Origin of the sequence: Maricaulis sp. (assembly GCF_048268525.1) — a bacterium.
Lineage (GTDB): Bacteria > Pseudomonadota > Alphaproteobacteria > Caulobacterales > Maricaulaceae > Maricaulis.
Map to the genome: position 1 here is coordinate 319,916 of NZ_JBLWVH010000001.1, position 20,603 is coordinate 340,518.

The window sequence follows — 20,603 nt, forward strand, 5'->3', positions numbered from 1 at the left end:
AGAACGGGTGCAAGCCCGGGGTGAGGAGCATGAAGCCGACCGATACGCGCGATCCCGACTATTTTCACAAGGTCGTGGATTGCCAGTGGGCATGCCCGGCGCATACGCCGGTGCCCGAGTATATCCGCCTGATTGCGCAAGGTGAATTCACCGAAGCCTATCTCGTCAATCGTCGATCCAATGTCTTTCCCGGCATTCTCGGCCGGGTCTGTGACCGGCCCTGTGAGCCGGCCTGCCGGCGTGGCCGGGTCGAGGAGGAGCCGGTTGCGATCTGCCGCTTGAAACGGGTCGCTGCCGACCATCGCGACGAGGTGAAACACCTCGTGCCGCAAAAGCCGGCCAGCACGAATGGCAAGAAGATCGCCCTGATCGGGGCCGGTCCGGCGTCCTTGACCGTGGCCAATGATCTCGCCCCGCTGGGCTATGAGTGTACGATCTTTGAAGCCCATCACCGTCCCGGCGGGCTGATGATCGCCAACATCCCCTCCTTCCGCCTGCCCGAAGAAGTGCTGGACGAGGAGATCGGCTATATCCTCGACCAGGGCGTAGAGCTGAAGACCGGCCACCGGATCGAGAGCCTGAAGGCCTTGAGCGAGAGTGGCTATGACGCCGTCTTCATCGGGTCCGGCGCGCCCAAGGGCAAGGACCTCAAGATCGAGGGCCGCGACGAGGCCGACGCCAATATCCATATCGGTATCGACTGGCTGGAAAGCGTCGCCTTCGAGCATGTGGACAAGATCGGCAAGGAAGTCCTGATTATCGGGGTCGGCAATACCGCCATGGATTGCTGCCGAACTTCGCTGCGCCTCGGCGCGACTGATGTGAAGGTGATGGCGCGCAAGCCGCGGCAATTTTTCAAGGCCTCCCCCTGGGAGCTGGAAGACGCCGAGGACGAGAATGTCGACATCCTGGTCAATCACTCTCCCAAGCGCTTCGTCGTCGAGAATGGCAAGCTGACCGGCATGGAATTCGAGCTGATGGAGTATCAGCTCGATGAGGACGGCAATATCACTGACACCAAGATCGCCGGAACCAAGGTCATCCCCTGCACCGATGTCATCCTGGCGATCGGCCAGGAGAATGCCTTCCCCTGGATCGAGCGCGATATCGGTATCGAATTCGACAAATGGGGCGTGCCGGTCGTTGACGAGACGACGTTCGAGTCGACGAAGAAGGGCATCTTCTTTGGCGGTGACAGTGCCTTTGGTCCCAAGAACATCATCTGGGCGGTCGAGCATGGCCATCAGGCGGCGATCTCGATCCACAAGCATTGCGAGGCGACCGACATGACCGCGCGGCTGCCGCGTGGCGTCAATCTGCAATCCGCCAAGATGGGCGTGAATGAGTGGATGTATTCCAACAGCTATACCGGCGAACATCGTCGGCAAATGCCGTTGGCCGAGCTCAAGGCGCGCCTGTCCAATCGCAAGATGGAAGTCGAGACAGGCTATACCGCCGAGCAGATCGCGACCGAGGTCCAGCGTTGCCTGAATTGCGACGTGCAGACCGTGTTCGAGGCCCCGCTCTGCAAGGAGTGCGACGCCTGCATGGATATCTGCCCGGTTGACTGCCTGTCGATCGTGCCGGTCGCCGAGGAGGCCGAGCTGCGCCAGTCGCTGCGCGTGCCGGCCAATAACAAGGACCAGGACCTGTTTGTTTCCGAACCGCTGAAGGATACCGGGCGGGTCATGGTCAAGGACGAAAACCTCTGCCTGCATTGCGGCCTGTGCGCCGAGCGTTGCCCGACCGCGGCGTGGGACATGCAGGACGCCGACATCTTCATTCCGCATGTCGACGATGAAACGAAGAAAGTGGCGGCCGAATGAAGGATCTCGTGGACGTGACAGACGCAGTCCGGGTCAACGACTTCGTCATCAAGATCGGCAATGTGAACGGCACCGGTTCGGCGTCGGCCAATGGTCTTCTGATGAAGGCGATCTTCCGGATGGGCGTGCCTGTGGTGGGCAAGAACCTCTTCCCCTCCAACATCCAGGGCCTGCCCACCTGGTATGAGATCCGCCTGACCAAGGACAGCTATATGGCGCGCTCGGGCACGGCCGAGTTCATCGTCGCCATGAATGCGGAGACGTATAAACAAGACCTCGCCGAGGTCAGCCCAGGCGGTTTCCTGCTCTATGACTCGACCTGGCCGCGCCCGGACCTGCATGCCCGCGCCGATGTCACCGCGATCGGTGTGCCGCTGGCGCGTCTGGTCAATGCTGCCTTCGATAATGCCCGCACCCGCGTTCTGATGAAGAACATGGCCTATGTTGGTGCCGTCGCCGGCCTGACCGGTCTCGATGTCGAGGTCATCCGCAATCTGGTCAAGGAGATGTTCGGTACCAAGGAGCATCTGATCGACGCCAACATGAAGGCGATCGGCCTCGGTCTCGATTATGTCCGCGAACATCACCCCGACCCGCTGCCGCTGCGCATCGAGCCGATGGACAAGACCGCCGGTCACATCATGATCGACGGCAATACGGCTGCGGCCCTGGGCTGTGTCTATGCCGGGGCGACCTTTGGCGCGTGGTATCCGATCACGCCCTCGACCTCGCTGATGGATGGCTTCAAAGCGTTTTGCGAGAAGTTCCGCGTTGATCCGGAAACCGGCGAGAAGAATTTCTGCATCATCCAGGGTGAGGACGAGCTGGCCTCGGTCGGCATGGCCATCGGCGCTGGCTGGAATGGCGCCCGCTCCTTCACCCCGACGTCGGGGCCGGGCATCTCGCTGATGAGTGAGTTCATCGGCTTTGCCTATTATGGCGAAGTGCCGGTGGTGTTGTTCGACGTCCAGCGGGCAGGGCCGTCAACCGGCCTGCCGACGCGGACCCAGCAATGCGACATCACACTGGCGGCCTATGCCAGCCATGGTGATACCAAGCATATCCTCCTCTTCCCGGCCAATCCGAAGGAATGCTTCGAGATGGCGGTGCAGAGCTTTGACATCGCCGAACGCTTCCAGGCGCCGGTCTTCTTCATGACCGATCTCGATATCGGCATGAATGACTGGATGATCCCGGAGCTGGACTGGGATGACAGCTACCAGCCTGACCGCGGCAAGGTCTTGAGCGCCGAGGAAATCGACAAACTCGAGAAATTCTACCGCTATGAAGACCGTGACGGGGATGCCATTCCTTACCGCACGCTGCCTGGCACCCATCCCAAGGGCGCCTATTTCACGCGCGGTTCCGGCCATAACTGGAAGGGCGGCTATACCGAGGACAGTGATGAGTACAAGGAAGTGCTCGACCGGTTGACCACCAAGTGGAAGAACGCCGCCAATGCCGTTCCCGCGCCGGTCATCACGCGCTGCGGCCAGCACGCCCGGCGGGCGATCATCTCGGTCGGTGGCTGTGATGGCGCGGTGCTGGAAGCCCTCGACCGCTTTGCCGAGAATGGCGTGAAGCTGGACTATCTGCGCGTCCGCGGCTTCCCCTTCAATGCCGAAGTCGATGCCTTTATTGACCAGTATGACGAGGTGTTCGTGGTCGAGCAGAACCGGGACGGGCAATTGCGGTCCTTGCTGGTCAACGAGACCGAAGCACCCAAGCACAAGCTGGTTTCGATCCTCGATTATGCCGGCATGGCCGCCAATCCGAAATTCATTATCGAGGGCATTTCCGCCCATCTGGAAGCCCTGGGAGACGTCGCATGACCTCCATGAGCAAACCCTTCATCGACAAGCATCTGCCCAAGAACAAGCTGGGCCTGTCGGTCCGCAATTATGAAGGCGTGATGTCGACCCTTTGTGCCGGTTGCGGCCACGACTCGGTCACTGCCGCCCTGGTCCAGGCTTTCTGGGAACTGGATCTGGCGCCGGAAAGCGCGGCCAAGGTCTCCGGCATCGGCTGTTCGTCCAAGACGACCGCCTATTTCATGGGCCAGTCGCACGGCATCAACTGCGTGCACGGGCGCATGCCGTCGGTCGCGACCGGCGCCAATGCCGCCAACGGCGATCTCAATTATATCGGCATCTCCGGTGACGGGGATTCGCTGTCGATCGGCTTTGGCCAGTTCGCCCACGCCATCCGGCGCAATCTGAACATGCTGTATATCCTCGAGAATAATGGCGTGTACGGGCTGACCAAGGGCCAGTTCTCGGCCGCGGCCGACTATGGATCGAAGTCCAAGAAAGGCATCGAGAATGACCAGATGCCGATCGACCCCTGCGTCCAGGCACTGACCTTGGGCGCCGGCTTCGTGGCGCGCGCCTTTTCCGGTGACAAGTCGCAGCTGATCCCGCTGATCAAGGCCGGTCTGAAGCACAAGGGCTTTGCCCTGATCGACGTCATCTCACCCTGCGTGACCTTCAATGATCACAAGGGGTCGACCAAGAGCTATGCCCATACCTACAAATACTATCACCCGATGGTGCATACGGACTTCGTCGCCCATGCCGACGAGGTGACCGGGTCCTACGACAAGGACGGAGCAATGCGGGTGACGATGCAGGATGGCGGCGAGCTCTTCCTGCGCAAGACCGACAGTGACTACGATCCGCGCGACCGCGCCCAGGCGATCGAGACGCTGATGATGAACAAGACCGAGGGCGAGATCCGTACCGGCCTGTTGTATCTCAACAGCGACCTGCCGGACATGCAGGCGGCCAACAAGCTGCCGAAAACCCCGCTGAACCAGGTGCCCTACGAGCGCCTGACACCGGGCCGGGCGGCCCTCGCCAAGCTGCAATCGCGCTACCGCTGACGTCAGCTTTCGTTGAACCGGTCGATCCGCGGCGTCGCGTCATTGGCGGCGGCGCGGGCGGCCGGGCTGTCTTCCAGGCCGGCCAGGGTGACATGGACGAAGCTGGCGCCGGTCTCGTCACGGATTGGCGTGTAGCGCACCTGCCAGAACCGATCTGAACGCTCACGGTCCACCCAGACGGCGGACGCGCCTAGAATGCTACCATCGTTGAGGCCTTCCCGGGCGAGGGCGTCGAGGTCACTGATCAGTCGGTCGAGACCCGGCGTGTCGCGGACCTGTTTCGTGCCGGCCATGAAGTCGCGTGTCATGTCCGTGCTGGCGGCTTCGACGCTGGGGCCATCGGGTCCGGTCTGAAGGAGCAGGCAGGGGAAGGGGCTGTGGTTGACCGTGGCGCGCAGATCATCAAACAGGGAACGGGTGCGCGGATCTTCGGCCAGTTTCATGATGGCGGCCGCGACGGGTTCCGGTGGGAGAACCAGACCGGACTCGATCCGTGAAACATAGGTTTGACTGACGCCGATGAGCTCGGCCATCGCGCCTTGTTTCAGCCTCAACCTCAGTCGAAGCGAGCGGACCGTCTTTGCCCAGTCGATATCCAAGATGGAATTCTAACCCCTTTGAATCTTGGACTATCTTGCCGCTCTGTGCGGATGAATGAGCACTCATAAAATATGAATTATCCACGTCCAAACGGGTGATGGACGGGCTTAGAAACCAAGGGCCCGAGCGACGTAACCGGGCAGGTCCGACATCAGCTCGCCCAGTTCACCGCGAGCCCAGGCGGGCAGGAAAATGGCAAGGATGACGCTGATCAGCAGGCCCAGGAAAGCGCGCAGCACGTCCGAGGTCACATCCCACAGGGCGGCGAGTCTGGAGCGCAGGCCGGCGATATAGGCGATCGCGATTTCGCGGCCCGCCAGCATGCCCAGGAAGACCCAGGTCGTGCTCATCGGCACGTCATTGACCTCCTTGAAGATGTACAGGATGACGCCGTAGATCAGGTCGATGGCGGTGGCCGCGCGGATGTCGGTGGAGTTGGTCTTCGACAGGACAATCTTCTGGATCTCGCCGCCGCGATTGCGGAAGATGATGGCGTGCAGGGCCAGCATCACGACCGTCGCAAAGACCAGCAGTAAGGGAGAGAAGGTCACCTGGGTCTGCATGACCGCCACGCCTTCCTGCATCAATGGCAGACCATCACCATCGAGTGCGGGAACGAGCTCGGTCGTCCGTGGCAGGAAAATGAAGATATTGGCGAGGTCCTGCATCAGCCATTGCGACCACAGGAAAGCGGTGGCGGCCCATTGGGCGACGAACCAGGCCGGGTGGTGGGGTTTGTCCTTCGTGCGATCGATCCAGCGTTCGAAAACCCTTGAGATGAGCAGGTAAACGAAGAAGGCGGCGCTGATCGCCACGATGTAGCCGAGCGCTGATTTGGTCAGCATTTTCGGCAGGACGCCCTCGGTATTGGCGCCACCTGTCAGTGCGAAAATGGTGAGGACAAGGAAGGTCGTCGAGACCGGGATGCCGTAGCGGGTCAGGATCAGCAGGAAGAGCGGCGGAATGGCGTGCCACCATTGCACGCCGCCATCCGGGTAGGGCAGGGAGTTCAGGCGCCCGAAGGCGATATCGCCAGCGCCGCCGAAAAAGCCCCACAGCATGACCACCACGATGATCGAGCAGGCATAGGCCCACAGGCCCCACCAGGGGCGCTTGGCGTTGGAACTCAGGAATGTGCCCAGGGTCTGGATGGCATCATTGGCGACAATGGAATAGGCGCCGATGAGAAATCCGAGGATCGAAAAGACCCACACGGTGGTGCTCAGATCGGCCATGGCCCGGACCCCTTCAAGACAAATCCCCGCGCCACGTAGCAATGAGCAGCGCAATCAATCAATCAGCGAGGCGCAGTCGCCTGTCTTTTTCACGCAAGTGTCGCAATCGAGCCTGTGATTGCGTGCATTTGGTTGCTTTAAGCGCCAGCCTTCACAGCGCGACCAAAACGCGTTATAAATTATAACCGCCGATGACCGGCACCGGCGCGCCCTCTCGATCAGGAGAAGCGCACATGTCCGCACCTTCGCCGACCCTTGATGTCCAGGCCATTCACTGGCCGTCCGTCATACGCCACTATCGACTGTCGAAAGGCCTCAAACAGGCGGCCCTGGCGCATGATCTGGGCGTGACCCAGACCATGGTGTCCCGATGGGAGTCGTCTGCCGCGCTGCCATCGGACCGAATCCAGGCCCGACTTTTTGATCTCTACTGGGCTTCCCAGGCCTCGGTTTCCCGCGATGTCTGGCTCGACCGTATCGGCAGACACCCGGCTGTCGTCGGGGTGATCAATGCCGCCGGCCGGATCGTGCGGGCGAGCCGCGGCTTCTGCCGGGCGCTGGATTGTGACCGTCACGGGCTGGAAGGCCGTTATGTCCACGAAGCCTTCGAAGGCGACTGGCTGGATCTGTATGACGACCTGTGTTCATCGGGATTGTTTGAAGGCCGTGTCTCATCGGCCGAGAGCATTGATACCGTGACATTCCACGCACCGGACGGCACCCGCCGGACGCGATATGTGCATGGCTTGCACCGGCCAAGCTTCCTGCCCGGACCGGAAATCGTCTGGCTCCTGTCCGGCGCTGAAGTATCAGTGCGTGTTCGCGATGATGTTCGCATGCGGCTTGGCGGAAATCGCATCATCCGCAAGGCGATATAGTCCATGCCCGTCGATGACAATCCGGCGGAAGGCGCACCCGATATCTGGCGCAACTATCTGCGCCGCTATCGCTTCACCAACAATATCAAGCAGGCTGCTCTCGCCGAGGATCTGGGTGTCACCCAGGCCATGGTGTCGCGCTGGGAGTCCGGCGAGGTCAGCCCGGCGCCGGGGATGCAGGCGCGTATTCGGGCGCTCGCCGGGACCTCCGACGCGATGGCGTCGCCCCTGGTCGGCTGGCGCAATCATGTATCCTTCCAGCCCGGCATGGCGGCCGTCGTGAGCGTTGATGGTGTGGTCGAAACCGCCAGCGCCGGCCTGATCCGGGAGCTCGACCTGTCACGCGGTCAAATAGAGGGGAAAGGCATCGATGCGCTGTTCTGCGGTGACCTTGTCGGCCTGTTCAACATTCTCGTTGCCAAAGGTTTCTTTGACGGCGCGCTTGAAAGCGTCGAAAGTGCTGACATGTATTGTTTTGCCAGTACATACAAAAATCGCGATATTGGACCGGTGCATGGTCTGCACTGGCCACATGCGGCTGAAGATGGCCGGGTCCGCTGGATGCTGACCGGGGCAAGGATCAGCCCGACGGAATTTGAAAGCCTGCGCCGGGAGTTGGGCGGGCAAGTTGAACTGACAGGGCGGGGTTGAGCCTGCAAGGGGGACGGATTGGTTCACGATATCAAATTGTCGATGACGTCGAGCAAGGTGAACTGGCCGTCGGTGATCCGGAACTTCCGCATGTCAAAACGGCTGAAGCAGGCCGCTCTGGCAGGTGATCTCGGCGTCACCCAGGCCATGATCTCGCGCTGGGAGAATGGCGACAGTGAACCACCCGAGCGGATCAAGCGACGCATGGCCGAACTGGTCCAGGATGCGTTCGTGATCGCGCCGGCTCCGACCTGGGTCGACCTCGTATCACTCAATCCGACCGTTGAGTTCGTGACCGACTCAATGGGCATGATCAAGGCGATCTCGCTGGGCGCGCTGGACCTGTTCGGGATAAAGCGGAATGAGATCGAGGGCCGTAATGTCCGCGACTTCCTCGGCGGTGATTTTTCGGCAGCGCTCGAGCAATTGCGGGCCGAGGGCATGTTCCAGAACAATCTCGCCTTTGCCCAGAGCATCGGAACGCTGGAGGTGAATGTTTCGGCCGGCATGCAGTCCTTGCTGTGTGACTTCATTCACTGGCCGCGCATCTCCGAGGCCCGGACGGTCTATTGCATCCACTCCGGCGCGACGCTCGACGAGAAGCGCTATTCGGCGCGGCTTGAAGAACGTGGTGACAAGGTCGTGGTGCGTCGCACCTTCTGACGCCGGCCGGTCAACATGCAAACAGAAAAAGGGCGGCCCCTCGGGTCGCCCTTTTTGTCGCGTCCTGGCGGCCAAATACCGCTCAAGCCGAAATCAATCCACCGACCCTAGCGCAGGCCCTGATAGACCATTTCGCTGACATAGGACGCGTGGTTGTTGCCAACCCAGCAATTCTTCTCTGACGGTGCCGTCAGGTCGATGGTTTCACCGTCAAAATATTCGGGCCAGGCATCGCAATGTGTCGTCTCATAAAATCCTGGCTCGATGGTCACCGCCCCGGTCTCGTTGTCCACCGTCCAGGTTCCGACCATTTCTGTGTCGGTGTCTCCGCCGGCCGGGATCATCATGACAACGCCCCTGGTTTGTGTGCCGTCGCTATCGTGGGCCGCGAGGAAATGGGCCCAGAAGTATTCAGGGTCCGAATCCATGCTGCCGCCGATCCGGCCCATCTGGAAATATTCACCCTGCGGGACGCGTAAATCCTCGGCGAAAGCGGAGCCAGCGAGGCTCAGCGCGCCCCCGGCCAAACCTGCCAATACTTTTGAAATCTTCATCACCAGCCCCCCTTCAAACACCTCATCCTGACAGCCAACATGACGGGATTGGATTAAAATCCGGTGTGAAGAGGGTCTTGGTTTCAGCAAAAAGGGCGACCCGTCGGGCCGCCCTTTGCTGCTTGTTTTCGGGTCTGGGCTACTCGCCCATTTGAGCGTCGCGCAGGGCGCGGAACTCATTGCCTTCATACCAGTTCGGCCAATCGCCCGAATTGGCCAGACGCGAGCCTACATTGAAGAACAGCGTGGTGTCCTCGACCATGCCCGACATGTCCCAGTCGACGGAGTATTCGTCGGCCGGACCGTGATAGCGATTGGCGCGGTAGTCCTCGCCCATCGCTTCACCTGCCTCGGTGCCGCCTTCACGCAGATCAAACCCGCCATCGGCGTACAGCATCGGCACGCCATGCTTGGCGAGCGAGATATGGTCCGAGCGGTAGAAATAGCCCGCTTCCGGCGTCGGATCGGCAACGATATAGCGATCCTGTTCGGCGGCGGCTGCGGTCAGCACGTCTTCCAGTTCGGAAGCGCCGTGGCCGACCACGACCACGTCGCGCGAACGACCGGACGGCAGGATGGCGTCGATATTGATGCCGCCCACGGTCTGGCCATAGGGCACGATCGGGTTTTCACCGTAATAGGCCGAACCCAGAAGGCCGGACTCCTCGGCGGTGACCGCCAGGATCATCACCGAGCGCTCGGGCGGATTGGCCACGAAGGCTTCACCGATCTCGAGGATGGCCGCGGTGCCGGTCGCATTGTCGACGGCGCCGTTATAGATACCGTCCTCGCCCTCAGGCACGTCGCGGATGCCGATATGGTCCCAATGCGCGGTGTAGAGCACGTATTCGTCCGGACGCGTTGTGCCGGGCACGATGCCGACGACATTGCGGGAGTCCATCGTCTCGGCCGTATTGACCAGCGAGCCGGTGGCGGTCAGGCCGGTCATCGGAACCGCCTCAAAGCCCGGCTGGGCCGCGGCTGCGGTCACGGCGTCAAAGTCGAGTCCGGCGAGGTCGAACATCTGGCGGGCCCGGTCTTCGGTGACCCAGCTTTCAATGTCGGCAAATGTGCCCTGGCCCGGTTCGCGTGCCAGATCGAGCTGGGTGCCCGACCACGAGCCCGAGACCACGTTCCAGCCATAGGAGGCAGGCGCCGTCTGGTGGATCAGGATGACCCCGGCTGCGCCCTGGCGGGCCGCTTCTTCGTACTTGTAGGTCCAGCGACCATAATAGGTCATGGCATTGCCGTTGAAGAGGCCGCTGTCCGGATTGGCATAGCCGGGATCATTGACCAGCATGACGACCGTACGGCCCTCGACATCGAGGCCCGCATAGTCGTCCCAGCCATATTCCGGCGCCACAACGCCATAGCCGACGAAGACCAGCTCGCTGTCAGTGATGGCGATGTCAGACGAGTTCAGCTTTGACCAGTAAACCACATCCTCGCCCATGCTCAGGCCGAGCGGTTCGCCCTCGAAGGCGACGTCAAAACTGGACTGTTCGGCGTCCAGCGTCACGGCGAGCAGGGAGACCGGCTGGAAATAGCTGCCGTCAAAACCCGGCTCCAGGCCGATACGGGCCATTTCGTCGGCAATCCACTGACTGGCGGCGATGCCGCCCGGTGTCGCCGGGGCGCGGCCCTCGAAGCTGTCATCGGCGAGGGTCGAAATGCGGTGACGCAGGTCGGCCTCGTTGATGGCGACGCTGGTCATGCTTTCGGTATGGCTGGCAGCGCTGTCTTCGGTCGGCGCGGCGGTTGCGTCTGTCCCGTTTTCGCTGGCGGGTGAGCAGGCGGCGATCGTCAGTCCGATCAGCGCTGCAGGAATTCCGGTATGTTTCATCTCAACCCCTATCAATCATTGGGCATTGCCCTTTTTCTGTGCAACATCGTGCCTGCGTCGCGGCGCGCTGCAAACTAGCGCACGCAGGCGTTTGATGGAAATCGGGTTTGACCAAACCTGAATGACCATTCATGTTTGCGTCGATGGAGAGCGATGCATCGCACGGTCGGACAACGACCGGCAGGCCTTGAGGGGAGAGATCATGGCGAGTGAAAACGGGGACGGCGCATCCGCTGCCGCGACAAAAACCAGCAAAGGGTATCGCAGCCTTGTGATGCTGCTGCTGTTTCTGGTCTATGCGTTCAACTTTCTGGATCGCCAGATCATTTCCATCCTCGCCATTCCGATCAAGGAGGATCTCGGCCTGACCGACGAGCAGCTTGGTCTGCTGGGCGGTATCGCCTTTGCCGTTCTCTATTCGACCCTCGGCGTTCCGATCGCCTGGTTCGCCGACCGCATGAGCCGGACCTGGATCATGACCGCCGCTCTGACGGTGTGGAGTGGTTTTACCGCGCTGTCCGGTTTTGCCCAGAACTTCACCCACCTCTTCCTGGCGCGTGTCGGTGTCGGCATTGGTGAAGCGGGTGGGGTCGCCCCGGCCTACACCATCATCGCCGACTATCATCCGCCCGCAGAACGCTCGCGGGCCCTGGCGATCTACTCGCTGGGGATTCCGGTCGGCAGCGCTTTCGGCGTGATCGCCGGTTCACAGATCGCCGGCGGCGGCATTTCCGACGCGCTGGACTGGCGCTCGGCCTTCTTCATTGTCGGGATCGCCGGCATCGTTCTGGCGCCGATCTTCAAGCTGGTGGTTCGCGAACCCAAGCGCGGCCAGTTTGACAGTGTCCCGACCAAGACGGCCCAGGCCAAACAGGAAGTCGGTGTCTACCCGGCACACAAGGCCCGCATTCTCTCCATTGCGGGAGCGGTGATCTTCACCCTTCCCAGCCTGCTTTCCATCTTCAACATCGCGGTCTTCGGTGCCACGTCCCAGCAGTCCATACCGCTGTTGCTTGCGGCGGCCGGTGTCGGCGCCGTGTCCGGTTGGATGGCGGGTCAATGGGTCGCCCGCACGACCAGCCCGGTCATGCTGATGGTCGGCCTCGCCGTGCTGATGCCGCTGTCCGCCCTGGTCGCCTGGCTTGTTCCCGCGATGGGCGGAGCCGGTCTCTCGACGGCGGCTATTGGTTGGCTGATCGGTCACGCGGCGGCTGGTTTCCTCATCGGCGCCTTCTTCGCCGCCTTCCGGGACTTCATGTCGCTGGCGCTCGAAAAGCCGAGCTTCTGGCTGATGATCATGGGGGCCTCGGCCTCGTCGATGATGGGCTATGGCGTCTTCTTCTGGCTGCCGTCCTTCTTCTCGCGCAGCTTCCAGCTCGGCCTGGTTGAAACCGGCTGGCTGTTCGGCGGCGTGCTCTTTGTAGCCGGCAGCCTGGGCATCTTCCTCGGCGGCGTGATGGGCGATGTGATGGGCAAGGCCAAGCGCTCCGCCTTCGCGACCGTGCCGGCGATCGCTTTCCTGTTGAGCGCACCGCTCTACTGGGCCGGGATCATGGCGCCGTCGCCGATGATGGCGGTGATCATCCTGTTCATCCCGACCGCGCTGGGCCTGGCCTGGCTGGGCCCGGTCCTGTCGGCCTTCCAGCACCTGATGCCACCGCACATGCGCACCAGTGCATCCTCGGTCTTCCTGCTGATCAACAACCTCCTGGGGATTGGCGGCGGCGTGTACGTGCTCGGCCGTGTGTCGACCGTGCTGCAGCCGACCTTCGGTGATGGCTCGCTGCGGATCTCCATCGTGATCGGCGCCAGCCTCTATCTCGTTGCCGCCTTCTTCATGTTCTGGGCGTCGCGCTATCTGGCCCGTGATTGGGAAGGCGATGGGGAAACCGTGCCTGTCCCGCAGGCCGAACCGCCGACGGAGGCTGAACCGTCCTGATGACTGACGCGCACTTCACCGATCATTTCTTCGAGACCGCGGATGGGCCGCGCATTCACTGGCGCGACTATCCGGCCATGGGCAAGGAGACCGGATTGCCGGTCATCTGCCTGCACGGGCTGACCCGCAATGTCAGGGATTTCGAGGATTTCGCGCCAATGGTCGCGGCAACCGGGCGGCGCGTGATTTCGATCTCCTCGCGCGGTCGCGGCCAATCCGATCATGATCCGGTGGCCACGCGGTATCAGCCACCGACCTATGCCGGGGACGTGATGGCGCTGCTGGCTTCGATCGAGGTGTCGCGGGCGGTTTTTGTCGGGACGTCGATGGGCGGGCTGATGACCTTCATCATCGCCAGCTTGCAGCCGGATCTCGTGGCGGCGGCGGTGATCAATGATATCGGTCCGGAAATCAACAGTGACGGTCTGGACCGGATCAAGTCGAATGTCTCAAGCCGCGATCCGGTCACTGACTGGGCCGAAGCCGCAGCGCGCACGCGCCAGTCAAACCTCGCCGCCTTCCCCAAGCGCGATGGTGATGCCGCTTTCTGGGATGATTTCGCTCGCAAGACCTGGGTCGAACGCGAGGATGGCACCATCGCGCTCGCCTATGACGGGGCCTTGGTCGAGCAGATGGATGAGGGCGGCGCGCTGCCTGATCTCTGGGACTTCTGGACACCCTTTGCCGACATCCCGACCTTGGTCGTCCGTGGCGGCATATCGGACCTGCTGACGCCGGCGACCATCGCCGAGATGAAGCGGCGCAAGCCTGACCTGGCGACGGTCGAGGTGCCTGATGTCGGCCACGCCCCCTTCATCACCGAGCCGGAAGCCTGGCAGGCGGTTGAAGCCTTCCTCGGACGGGTCGACTGATCAGCTGAAATGTCGGGCGATGAGGTCGGCGTCCGGCTTCTCGTTCCAGAGCAGGCGTGATCCGGTTGTGCCGTCGATCTCGGCGGCGCACAGATGGCCGGTCTTCACCTTGGCATTGCCATCATCGCCGCTCAGCGCTGCGTGCATGTAGCGCAGGATGCCGTTCGAGGTGATCACCAGGGCGAGGCCGTCCGTTGTTGCCGCGTCCGTCATGGCCGCGAGCGCGTTGGCCTTGAGTTCCACCTCCGACGGTGACCAGTCGACACCGCCCGGACGGGTGTGGCGCTTGTCCCAGCAATCCAGCGCGTCCTGGCCGAATTCGGCAATGATCTCATCATTCGCCTTGCCGCCCCAGGACCCGTAATCGATCTCGGTCAAACGGGGGTCGATCTCGATTTCGCCGGCAAAGCCTGTCAGTCCGGCGACGATCTCTGCCGCCCGGCGGGTCCGCTTGAGGGGGCCGCAGATCAGGCGGGCCGGGGTGACACCCGCCGCCTTCAGGGCCTCGCCCAGCGCCCGGGCCTGCGCCTCGCCGCTCTCGACCAGCGGCAGGTCTTCCTTCGCCCCGACCCAGACCGGCGTGTCGCCGGGGCCGAATGTATTGCCGTGGCGGGCGAGCAGGATACGGCCCATCAGACCAGCTCGCCTTCAGCCGCGATGATGCCCTCAACGCGGACAGCATCCTCCGGTGCATCGACTGACCAGGCCGAGCGGCCGCGGTAGTCGGTCAGCACGACGCGGATCGGGATGCCATTCTCGAGCGCCCGCAACTGTTCCAGGCTCTCGGTCAGCTCAAACGGGGTTGGCTCCAGCGCCACCAGCTCTTCCAGCGTGTCGCGGCGATAACCGTACAGGCCGATATGCTGATAGGTCGGCGCGCCCTCGTCCGGCTTGCGGCGGAAAGGGATGACATTCTTGGAGAAATACATCGCATCCATCGCCTTGTTGAAGACGACGGTGGTGCCCGAGGCAGACCCGTTCGCCTTGTCGGCGCGCATGCGGGCCTCGGTCTCGGGCGGCAGGGCGATGGCGGGTGTGGCCATCTGCAGTGACGGGTCGCCGCGCAGGGTTTCGGCAACCCCGCCGATCACCCAAGGCGGGATCAATGGCGCGTCGCCCTGGACGTTGATGATGATATCGGCGTCGCTGTTCAGACGCTTCACCGCGTCCAGCGCCCGTTCGGTGCCGTTGCGACAGTCCGGATCGGTCATGACTGCCTCGCCGCCGGCGGCTGCGACCGCGTCCATGATCCGCTGATCGTCAGTTGCGACGACAACCCGGTCGACGCCGGGCGCTGCCGCGGCGATGCGCCAGACGCGCTCGACCATCATCCGGCCGGCGATCATCGCCAGTGGCTTGCCGGGAAAACGGGTCGATCCGAAACGGGCGGGAATGACGGCGAGAACGGACATGGCGGGCCTCAAATCCAGTGATCACCGGCTTGTTCCACACACGCGCTGCAATTTCCACTCCCGCATCAAGCCCGGCAGGCCCGGATGCTGGAATTTTCCGTGCGTGAGCTGCACGGATGTCCTAGAGAGTGCGGGCGCGCCATATGGCTTGCGCACAGATTTACCCCTCAAACCGCCAGCAAGGACCGGACATGCGCCATTTCCTTTCGACCGCAGATTGGACCCGCAACGAACTTCAGGGCCTGCTCGACCGAGCCAGCGCCTTCAAGTCCGGCACGGTCAGCCGATCACTCGAAGGCAAATCGGTAGCGCTGGTCTTCTTCAATCCGTCGCTGCGGACGCGGACCTCTTTTGATATCGGCACGCAACGCCTGGGCGGCCACGCCATCGTGCTCGACGCCAAGGGCGCGACCTGGCCGATGGAGTTCGGTGATGGCGCGGTGATGGATGGCGACAAGGAAGAGCATGTCCGCGAGGCCGCGCGTGTGCTGTCCTCCTATGTCGACCTGATCGCCATCCGCTGCTTCCCGGAATTCAAGGACTGGCAGTCCGAGCGCGAGGACCCGCTGATCGAGGCCTTCGCCAAACACGCCACCGTGCCGGTCATCAACATGGAAACCATCGTCCACCCCTGTCAGGAGCTGGCCCATATGCTGGCGCTTCAGGAGCGGATGGGGCCGATTGCCGACAAGACCTATCTTCTGACCTGGGTGCCACATCCCAAGCCGCTCAATACGGCGGTCGCCAATTCCTCCCTGCTGATCGCTTCCAAGTTCGGCGCCAATGTCCGCATCCTGGTGCCCGACGAGGCCTATCGCCTCGATGAGCGCTACATGTCGGCGGCCGAGCGCTTTACCGCCGAGGGCGGCGGTTCGGTAACGCTGACGACGGATGTCGAGGCCGCCTATAACGGTGCCGATGTGGTCTATGCCAAGAGCTGGGGCGCTCTGCCCTTCTATGGCAATTGGGGCGACGAGGCCCCGCTTCGGGCCAAGGGCGCTGACTTCATGATCACGCCGGAAAAGATGGCCCTGACCAATAATGCCACCGTCAGCCACTGCCTGCCGATGCGCCGCAATGTGAAGATTGCTGACGCGGTGGTCGACAGTCCGGCCTTCATGGGCATCGAGGAGGCGGCCAATCGCCTGCCGGTACAGATGGCGGTGATGGAAACGCTGGCCTCACAACCGGGAGGGGCGGAATGAATCCGAACGCACCGGGCGTCCGCCAGACCATCGTTCAATTGCTGTCGCACATGCGCGACGGCAAGGAGATCCGTGAATACCTGCACCGCTTTTCCGGCATCGACCAGGAGCGTTTCGCCGTCATCAAGGTCGGCGGTGCGGTCATCCAGGACGACCTTCCGGGCCTCGCTTCGGCGCTGGCCTTCCTGCAGACGGTCGGCCTGACACCGGTCGTTGTTCATGGCGGTGGTCCGCAACTCGACGCAGCGCTGGAAGCGGCGGATATCCCGACGGAGCGCGTTGATGGATTGCGCGTCACCCGCGACAAGGCGATCCCGATCATCCGGGATACGCTGACCCAGGCCAATCTGGCGCTGGTCGATGCGATCCGCGATGCCGGCGGCCGGGCAGCTGCCGTGCCGCGCGGCGTGTTCGAGGCCGATATCGTTGACGCGGACAAGCTGGGCCGGGTCGGTGAGCCGCGCCATATCCATCTCGATCTGGTGGGGTCGGCGGCGAGGGCCGGGCAGGCGGCGATCCTGGCCTGTCTCGGCGAGACGCCGGATGGCACGCTGGTCAATATCAATGCCGATGTCGCCGTTCGGGCCTTGGTGCATGCGTTGCAGCCCTACAAGGTGGTCTTCCTGACCGGCACTGGCGGTTTGCTGGACGAGGATGGCGACATCCTGTCCTCGATCAACCTGGCGACTGATTTTGGTGACCTGATGCAGGCCGACTGGGTCAATGGCGGGATGCGGCTCAAGCTTGAGGAGATCAAGCGTCTCCTCGACGACCTGCCTCTGTCCTCATCGGTCTCCATCACCCGTCCGTCAGAACTGGCGCGCGAACTGTTCACCCATGCCGGGTCGGGCACGCTGATCCGCCGCGGTGAGCGGATTGTCGCCACCGATGACAAGTCGAGCCTCGATCTGGGGCGTCTGGATGATCTGGTCAAGGCGGCTTTCGGCCGGTCGGCCGTCTCCGGATATTGGGACAGGCTGGTTGTGGACCGGGCTTTCGTCACCGAGAGCTATCGCGCCGCAGCGATCACCACGCGGCTGGATGGCTGGGTCTATCTTGATAAATTTGCTGTCCTTGACGAGGCGCGCGGTGAGGGGCTGGGGCGGACGGTGTGGAACCGGCTGGTCGATTATGCACCGCGACTGATCTGGCGCTCGCGTACCAATAATCCGGTCAATGGCTTCTATTTCGAGGAGTGTGACGGCGCGGTGCGGCGGGATGAATGGACCGTGTTCTGGCGCGGCGAGATGGGTCCGGTCGAAGTGGCCGACGTGGTGGAAAAGGCCTTCGCCCTGCCGCCGACCCTCGAGGCGCCGAAATGAGCGCCCGGCGGGTCGGCCTGGTCGGCGCGCGCGGCCATACCGGACGGGAACTCCTGCGCCTGATCGGTGAGCGTGACGATCTGGAGCTGGCCTTCGCCAGTTCGCGCGAATGGGCCGGTCGCCCGGTCGCGGAGATGGCGCCGGAAATCACCACTGGTCTCGACTTCGAAGCCCTGTCGCCGGACGACGTGGCGGCGCGTGATGTGGACGCCGTTATCCTGGCTCTGCCAAATGGTGCCGCGGCTCCCTTCGTGGCGGCCATCGCCGCGGGCACCGTGATCGTCGACCTTTCGGCCGATTATCGCTTCGACGAGGCCTGGACCTATGGCCTGCCGGAGATTTACGGACGGGACCGCCTCATCGGTGCACGGCGGATCGCCAATCCGGGCTGCTATGCGACCGCCGGCCAGCTGGCGATCGCGCCGCTGCGCGGTCAGCTCGACGGCGATGTCCATGTGTTCGGCGTGTCCGGCTATTCCGGTGCCGGCACCTCGCCCTCGCGCAAGAATGACACCGAAGCCTTGGCCGACAATCTCATGCCTTATGCGCTGGCCGGTCATCTGCACGAAGGCGAGATGGCGCGTCATACCGGCGAGAGCGTTTGCTTCACCCCGCATGTTGCTGCCTTTTTTCGTGGTATTGTCGCGACCACGCACCTGACCTTGAAAGCTTCCATGACGTCTGGGGACGTGCGGGCGACCTTCGAGCGGGCCTATGCCGACGAGCCACTGATCCAGGTGACCTCTGACATCCCCGAAGTCCGCGATGGCGCCCGGCAGCCCGGTGCGGTGGTCGGTGGTTTCGCCGTCAGTGCGGACGGCCGCCGACTGGTCGTTGTCAGCGCGCTCGACAATCTGCTCAAGGGCGCCGCCGTTCAGGCGATGCAGAACCTGACCCTGGCGCTGGGCCTGCCAGAGGGGCGCTACCGACCGTCGCCGCTATAACCGCGTGCGGGTGGTGCCTCGTCGGACGCATCGAAGGTCTGCCACCGGATCTCGTAAGCTTCGTCGCGTTCGACACGTCGATAGCCTTCGGCCTCCCAAAGCGTGAAATCGCGCGTGTACTGGCCATCCAGCGGGATGGCCAGCTGGCCGACAGCTTCGAAGGTCTCGAAATCTTCCCGCAGCCGCGGCACTTCGCGGGGCCTGTTCGAGATCACCAGGAGGCGGCCGTTCTGATCGTCTGACAGGGGCCAGACATCCTCGGCATGATTGGTCGGTCCGGAGAAGCGCAGCCACATGGCCATGCGCCCCTCCAGCTGGGGGGCATAGCGCTGCATCTGGTGGAAGGCGTTGCGGTCGTCGAAGACGATCATCGCATAGTCGTCGGCTTCCGCGGCGGCGAGGATCTGTTCGGCGGTGACGTCCCAGGCGCGGATTCGCTTGGTCGCGTTCTCTGCCCCGAGGGCGACCACGAGGGCCGGACTGGCGGCCAGCGCAATGGCGGCGAGGCCGATGATTGTGTGCAATCCGATTGATCCATACAGCGCCCAGCGCCGCCATGTTGCACCGCGCAACAAAAATCCGATTACCAGCAGGGTACCGGCGACATAGGTCGCTGCCGCCCAGTTGGCGTGCGCACGGGAGATGAAGGCCTGGACCGCGACAACGGCGAGAGGCGGCAGGGCGTAGAGAACCAGCAGGCGCTGATCCGGATCGGTGCGCAGGAAACGGGAGATGGTGAGGCCGAAAAGGGTCAGGAGCACGCCGAATGTGAACGGTCCGAAGACGCCGGGCTGGGCGACCAGGAATTCGAACAACTCCCCGGGATGAAACAGGTCGCCACCCCAATTGGCGTTGGCGGCGGTGTGGGTGACCGTCGCAAAGTCGTTGGCCGCGTTCCAGGCGAGGTTGGGAGCAAGGAGGGCGAGGAATATGGCCAGCGCCGCGGCGCCACGAAGGCTCAGCAAGGCCCGCCGCGATGGCTCATCGAAGAGGATGGCCAGACCGGTCGAGACCAGGAAATAGATCATCGCGTATTTGGACAGGAAGCCGAAACCCAGCGCAAAACCGAGTCCGATCGCGGCGCCCCAGCCACCGCCCGCCCGCAAGCGGAGGAGCGCGTACAGACCCGCTGACCAGGCCAGGAAAAGCACGGCATCGGTGGAGATCACGAAGCCGGACAGCCAGATCCCCGGCATGGTGAGATAGAGGGCGGCAGTCCAGAATCCGGTCCGCTCATCCCATAATTGCCGTGCCCCGAGCATCAGGAAAGTCGCGGTTCCGGTATGCAGGAGCGTCGCCGGCAAGCGGATCGCGAAATCACTGTCGCCGAGGATGCCGGTCGACAGGCTGATCAACCAGGCGATCATCGGTGGCTTGGAGTAATAGCCCCAGTCGAACTGACGCGACCAGACCCAGTACTGGGACTCGTCCTGATAGAGCGACACCGGGCTGATCGCGAGCGCGATGATACGCAGGACCGCGAAGCCGACGATCAGGACAATCGCGGCGCGGGTCCAGGTGTCCCGACTCAGCGGAGAAGCGATGGGTGACTCGGGCATGATGGGTCCGGAGGGCTGCCTAAAAGTGTTACATTTTCGCCGCAGCCTATGCGCTTTTCGACTCTGGCCGTAAAGAGCCGTGGGGATAAAAAACTTCGGCGAAAATTTCTGAACGTCGCGGATTTTGAGGTTTTGTGCGGCTGCACACACATATCTTGCGATTTGCTGCGCTCGCGAAGGGGTGTCTTTGACGAGGGCGAGGCGCGGGCTGTCACAAAA

18 protein-coding genes are annotated in these 20,603 nt (G+C 62.8%); 11 read left to right on the plus strand and 7 right to left on the minus strand.

What is annotated here, in order from left to right; all coding sequences use genetic code 11:
• The first annotated feature begins 29 nt into the window (after nt 1–29).
• Genes ACN0X9_RS01260 through ACN0X9_RS01270 form a run of 3 tightly spaced genes read left to right on the plus strand, consistent with a single transcriptional unit; the run spans nt 30 to nt 4,707 of the window.
• Entirely contained in the window at nt 30–1,826 is a 1,797-nt protein-coding gene (locus ACN0X9_RS01260) for an FAD-dependent oxidoreductase (protein WP_417485823.1), read from the plus strand.
• Complete coding sequence (locus ACN0X9_RS01265) at nt 1,823–3,658, plus strand: 2-oxoacid:acceptor oxidoreductase subunit alpha (RefSeq protein ID WP_417485824.1); 1,836 nt, start codon at nt 1,823–1,825, stop codon at nt 3,656–3,658. The genes ACN0X9_RS01260 and ACN0X9_RS01265 overlap by 4 nt, the downstream gene beginning before the upstream one ends.
• On the plus strand, nt 3,655–4,707 hold the full coding sequence (locus ACN0X9_RS01270) for a 2-oxoacid:ferredoxin oxidoreductase subunit beta (protein WP_417485825.1): 1,053 nt from the start codon (nt 3,655–3,657) through the stop codon (nt 4,705–4,707). Before ACN0X9_RS01265 ends, ACN0X9_RS01270 begins: the two co-directional genes overlap by 4 nt.
• 2 nt (nt 4,708–4,709) lie before the next feature.
• On the opposite strand, the gene ACN0X9_RS01275 is transcribed toward ACN0X9_RS01270, so the two are convergent.
• Both ACN0X9_RS01275 and ACN0X9_RS01280 read right to left on the minus strand, forming a co-directional pair.
• A complete protein-coding gene (locus ACN0X9_RS01275) occupies nt 4,710–5,306 on the minus strand; it encodes a helix-turn-helix domain-containing protein (protein ID WP_417485826.1) in 597 nt (198 codons plus the stop codon).
• 108 nt (nt 5,307–5,414) lie between these two features.
• Entirely contained in the window at nt 5,415–6,542 is a 1,128-nt protein-coding gene (locus ACN0X9_RS01280; protein WP_417485827.1) for a hypothetical protein, read from the minus strand.
• Nucleotides 6,543–6,775: 233 nt separating this feature from the next.
• Between ACN0X9_RS01280 and ACN0X9_RS01285 the strand changes: the two genes are divergently transcribed.
• From ACN0X9_RS01285 to ACN0X9_RS01295, 3 genes are read left to right on the plus strand one after another with little or no spacing between them, the layout of a single operon-like run.
• Nucleotides 6,776–7,420, plus strand: a complete 645-nt coding sequence (locus tag ACN0X9_RS01285) for a helix-turn-helix domain-containing protein (protein ID WP_417485828.1) — start codon at nt 6,776–6,778, stop codon at nt 7,418–7,420.
• A gap of 3 nt (nt 7,421–7,423) precedes the next feature.
• Nucleotides 7,424–8,071 (plus strand): helix-turn-helix transcriptional regulator, encoded by a 648-nt coding sequence (locus ACN0X9_RS01290; RefSeq protein ID WP_417485829.1) that lies wholly within the window; start codon nt 7,424–7,426, stop codon nt 8,069–8,071.
• Nucleotides 8,072–8,113: 42 nt separating this feature from the next.
• A complete protein-coding gene (locus tag ACN0X9_RS01295; protein WP_417485830.1) occupies nt 8,114–8,734 on the plus strand; it encodes a helix-turn-helix domain-containing protein in 621 nt (206 codons plus the stop codon).
• A 107-nt stretch (nt 8,735–8,841) separates the two neighbouring features.
• Here ACN0X9_RS01295 and ACN0X9_RS01300 read toward each other — a convergent pair whose 3' ends face one another.
• Together ACN0X9_RS01300 and ACN0X9_RS01305 are read right to left on the minus strand one after the other, a co-directional pair.
• On the minus strand, nt 8,842–9,468 hold the full coding sequence (locus tag ACN0X9_RS01300) for a hypothetical protein (RefSeq protein ID WP_417485831.1): 627 nt from the start codon (nt 9,466–9,468) through the stop codon (nt 8,842–8,844).
• Complete coding sequence (locus ACN0X9_RS01305) at nt 9,428–11,131, minus strand: M28 family metallopeptidase (protein WP_417485832.1); 1,704 nt, start codon at nt 11,129–11,131, stop codon at nt 9,428–9,430. Before ACN0X9_RS01305 ends, ACN0X9_RS01300 begins: the two co-directional genes overlap by 41 nt.
• Before the next feature lie 202 nt (nt 11,132–11,333).
• On the opposite strand from ACN0X9_RS01305, the gene ACN0X9_RS01310 reads away from it, so the two are divergent.
• Nucleotides 11,334–13,070, plus strand: a complete 1,737-nt coding sequence (locus ACN0X9_RS01310; RefSeq protein WP_417485833.1) for a spinster family MFS transporter — start codon at nt 11,334–11,336, stop codon at nt 13,068–13,070.
• Nucleotides 13,070–13,942 (plus strand): alpha/beta fold hydrolase, encoded by an 873-nt coding sequence (locus ACN0X9_RS01315; RefSeq protein WP_417485834.1) that lies wholly within the window; start codon nt 13,070–13,072, stop codon nt 13,940–13,942. Before ACN0X9_RS01310 ends, ACN0X9_RS01315 begins: the two co-directional genes overlap by 1 nt.
• On the opposite strand, the gene ACN0X9_RS01320 is transcribed toward ACN0X9_RS01315, so the two are convergent.
• Both ACN0X9_RS01320 and kdsB read right to left on the minus strand, forming a co-directional pair.
• On the minus strand, nt 13,943–14,575 hold the full coding sequence (locus ACN0X9_RS01320; RefSeq protein WP_417485835.1) for a histidine phosphatase family protein: 633 nt from the start codon (nt 14,573–14,575) through the stop codon (nt 13,943–13,945). It lies immediately after the preceding gene.
• Nucleotides 14,575–15,354: a 3-deoxy-manno-octulosonate cytidylyltransferase gene (gene kdsB / locus ACN0X9_RS01325; protein ID WP_417485836.1), complete on the minus strand. Its 780-nt coding sequence runs from the start codon at nt 15,352–15,354 to the stop codon at nt 14,575–14,577. The genes ACN0X9_RS01320 and kdsB overlap by 1 nt, the downstream gene beginning before the upstream one ends.
• A gap of 191 nt (nt 15,355–15,545) precedes the next feature.
• Between kdsB and ACN0X9_RS01330 the strand changes: the two genes are divergently transcribed.
• Genes ACN0X9_RS01330 through argC form a run of 3 tightly spaced genes read left to right on the plus strand, consistent with a single transcriptional unit; the run spans nt 15,546 to nt 18,825 of the window.
• Nucleotides 15,546–16,559, plus strand: a complete 1,014-nt coding sequence (locus ACN0X9_RS01330; protein ID WP_417485837.1) for an N-acetylornithine carbamoyltransferase — start codon at nt 15,546–15,548, stop codon at nt 16,557–16,559.
• Entirely contained in the window at nt 16,556–17,881 is a 1,326-nt protein-coding gene (locus tag ACN0X9_RS01335) for an acetylglutamate kinase (RefSeq protein ID WP_417485838.1), read from the plus strand. The genes ACN0X9_RS01330 and ACN0X9_RS01335 overlap by 4 nt, the downstream gene beginning before the upstream one ends.
• On the plus strand, nt 17,878–18,825 hold the full coding sequence (argC, locus tag ACN0X9_RS01340) for an N-acetyl-gamma-glutamyl-phosphate reductase (protein ID WP_417485839.1): 948 nt from the start codon (nt 17,878–17,880) through the stop codon (nt 18,823–18,825). Before ACN0X9_RS01335 ends, argC begins: the two co-directional genes overlap by 4 nt.
• On the opposite strand, the gene ACN0X9_RS01345 is transcribed toward argC, so the two are convergent.
• Entirely contained in the window at nt 18,804–20,384 is a 1,581-nt protein-coding gene (locus ACN0X9_RS01345; protein ID WP_417485840.1) for an ArnT family glycosyltransferase, read from the minus strand. The two genes, argC and ACN0X9_RS01345, sit on opposite strands and share 22 nt — an antisense overlap.
• Nucleotides 20,385–20,603: the final 219 nt, after the last annotated feature.

What these genes read in the sequence shown, in the direction of transcription:
- ACN0X9_RS01310 (WP_417485833.1), top strand. Translation starts at nt 11,334, where the DNA reads ATGGCGAGTGAAAACGGGGACGGCGCATCCGCTGCCGCGACAAAAACC.
- ACN0X9_RS01265 (WP_417485824.1), top strand. Translation starts at nt 1,823, where the DNA reads ATGAAGGATCTCGTGGACGTGACAGACGCAGTCCGGGTCAACGACTTC.
- ACN0X9_RS01315 (WP_417485834.1), top strand. Translation starts at nt 13,070, where the DNA reads ATGACTGACGCGCACTTCACCGATCATTTCTTCGAGACCGCGGATGGG.
- ACN0X9_RS01295 (WP_417485830.1), top strand. Translation starts at nt 8,114, where the DNA reads ATGACGTCGAGCAAGGTGAACTGGCCGTCGGTGATCCGGAACTTCCGC.
- ACN0X9_RS01300 (WP_417485831.1), bottom strand. Translation starts at nt 9,468, where the DNA reads ATGAGTTCCGCGCCCTGCGCGACGCTCAAATGGGCGAGTAGCCCAGAC.
- ACN0X9_RS01305 (WP_417485832.1), bottom strand. Translation starts at nt 11,131, where the DNA reads ATGAAACATACCGGAATTCCTGCAGCGCTGATCGGACTGACGATCGCC.
- argC (WP_417485839.1), top strand. Translation starts at nt 17,878, where the DNA reads ATGAGCGCCCGGCGGGTCGGCCTGGTCGGCGCGCGCGGCCATACCGGA.
- ACN0X9_RS01330 (WP_417485837.1), top strand. Translation starts at nt 15,546, where the DNA reads ATGCGCCATTTCCTTTCGACCGCAGATTGGACCCGCAACGAACTTCAG.
- kdsB (WP_417485836.1), bottom strand. Translation starts at nt 15,354, where the DNA reads ATGTCCGTTCTCGCCGTCATTCCCGCCCGTTTCGGATCGACCCGTTTT.
- ACN0X9_RS01260 (WP_417485823.1), top strand. Translation starts at nt 30, where the DNA reads ATGAAGCCGACCGATACGCGCGATCCCGACTATTTTCACAAGGTCGTG.
- ACN0X9_RS01320 (WP_417485835.1), bottom strand. Translation starts at nt 14,575, where the DNA reads ATGGGCCGTATCCTGCTCGCCCGCCACGGCAATACATTCGGCCCCGGC.
- ACN0X9_RS01280 (WP_417485827.1), bottom strand. Translation starts at nt 6,542, where the DNA reads ATGGCCGATCTGAGCACCACCGTGTGGGTCTTTTCGATCCTCGGATTT.
- ACN0X9_RS01290 (WP_417485829.1), top strand. Translation starts at nt 7,424, where the DNA reads ATGCCCGTCGATGACAATCCGGCGGAAGGCGCACCCGATATCTGGCGC.
- ACN0X9_RS01285 (WP_417485828.1), top strand. Translation starts at nt 6,776, where the DNA reads ATGTCCGCACCTTCGCCGACCCTTGATGTCCAGGCCATTCACTGGCCG.
- ACN0X9_RS01270 (WP_417485825.1), top strand. Translation starts at nt 3,655, where the DNA reads ATGACCTCCATGAGCAAACCCTTCATCGACAAGCATCTGCCCAAGAAC.
- ACN0X9_RS01335 (WP_417485838.1), top strand. Translation starts at nt 16,556, where the DNA reads ATGAATCCGAACGCACCGGGCGTCCGCCAGACCATCGTTCAATTGCTG.
- ACN0X9_RS01345 (WP_417485840.1), bottom strand. Translation starts at nt 20,384, where the DNA reads ATGCCCGAGTCACCCATCGCTTCTCCGCTGAGTCGGGACACCTGGACC.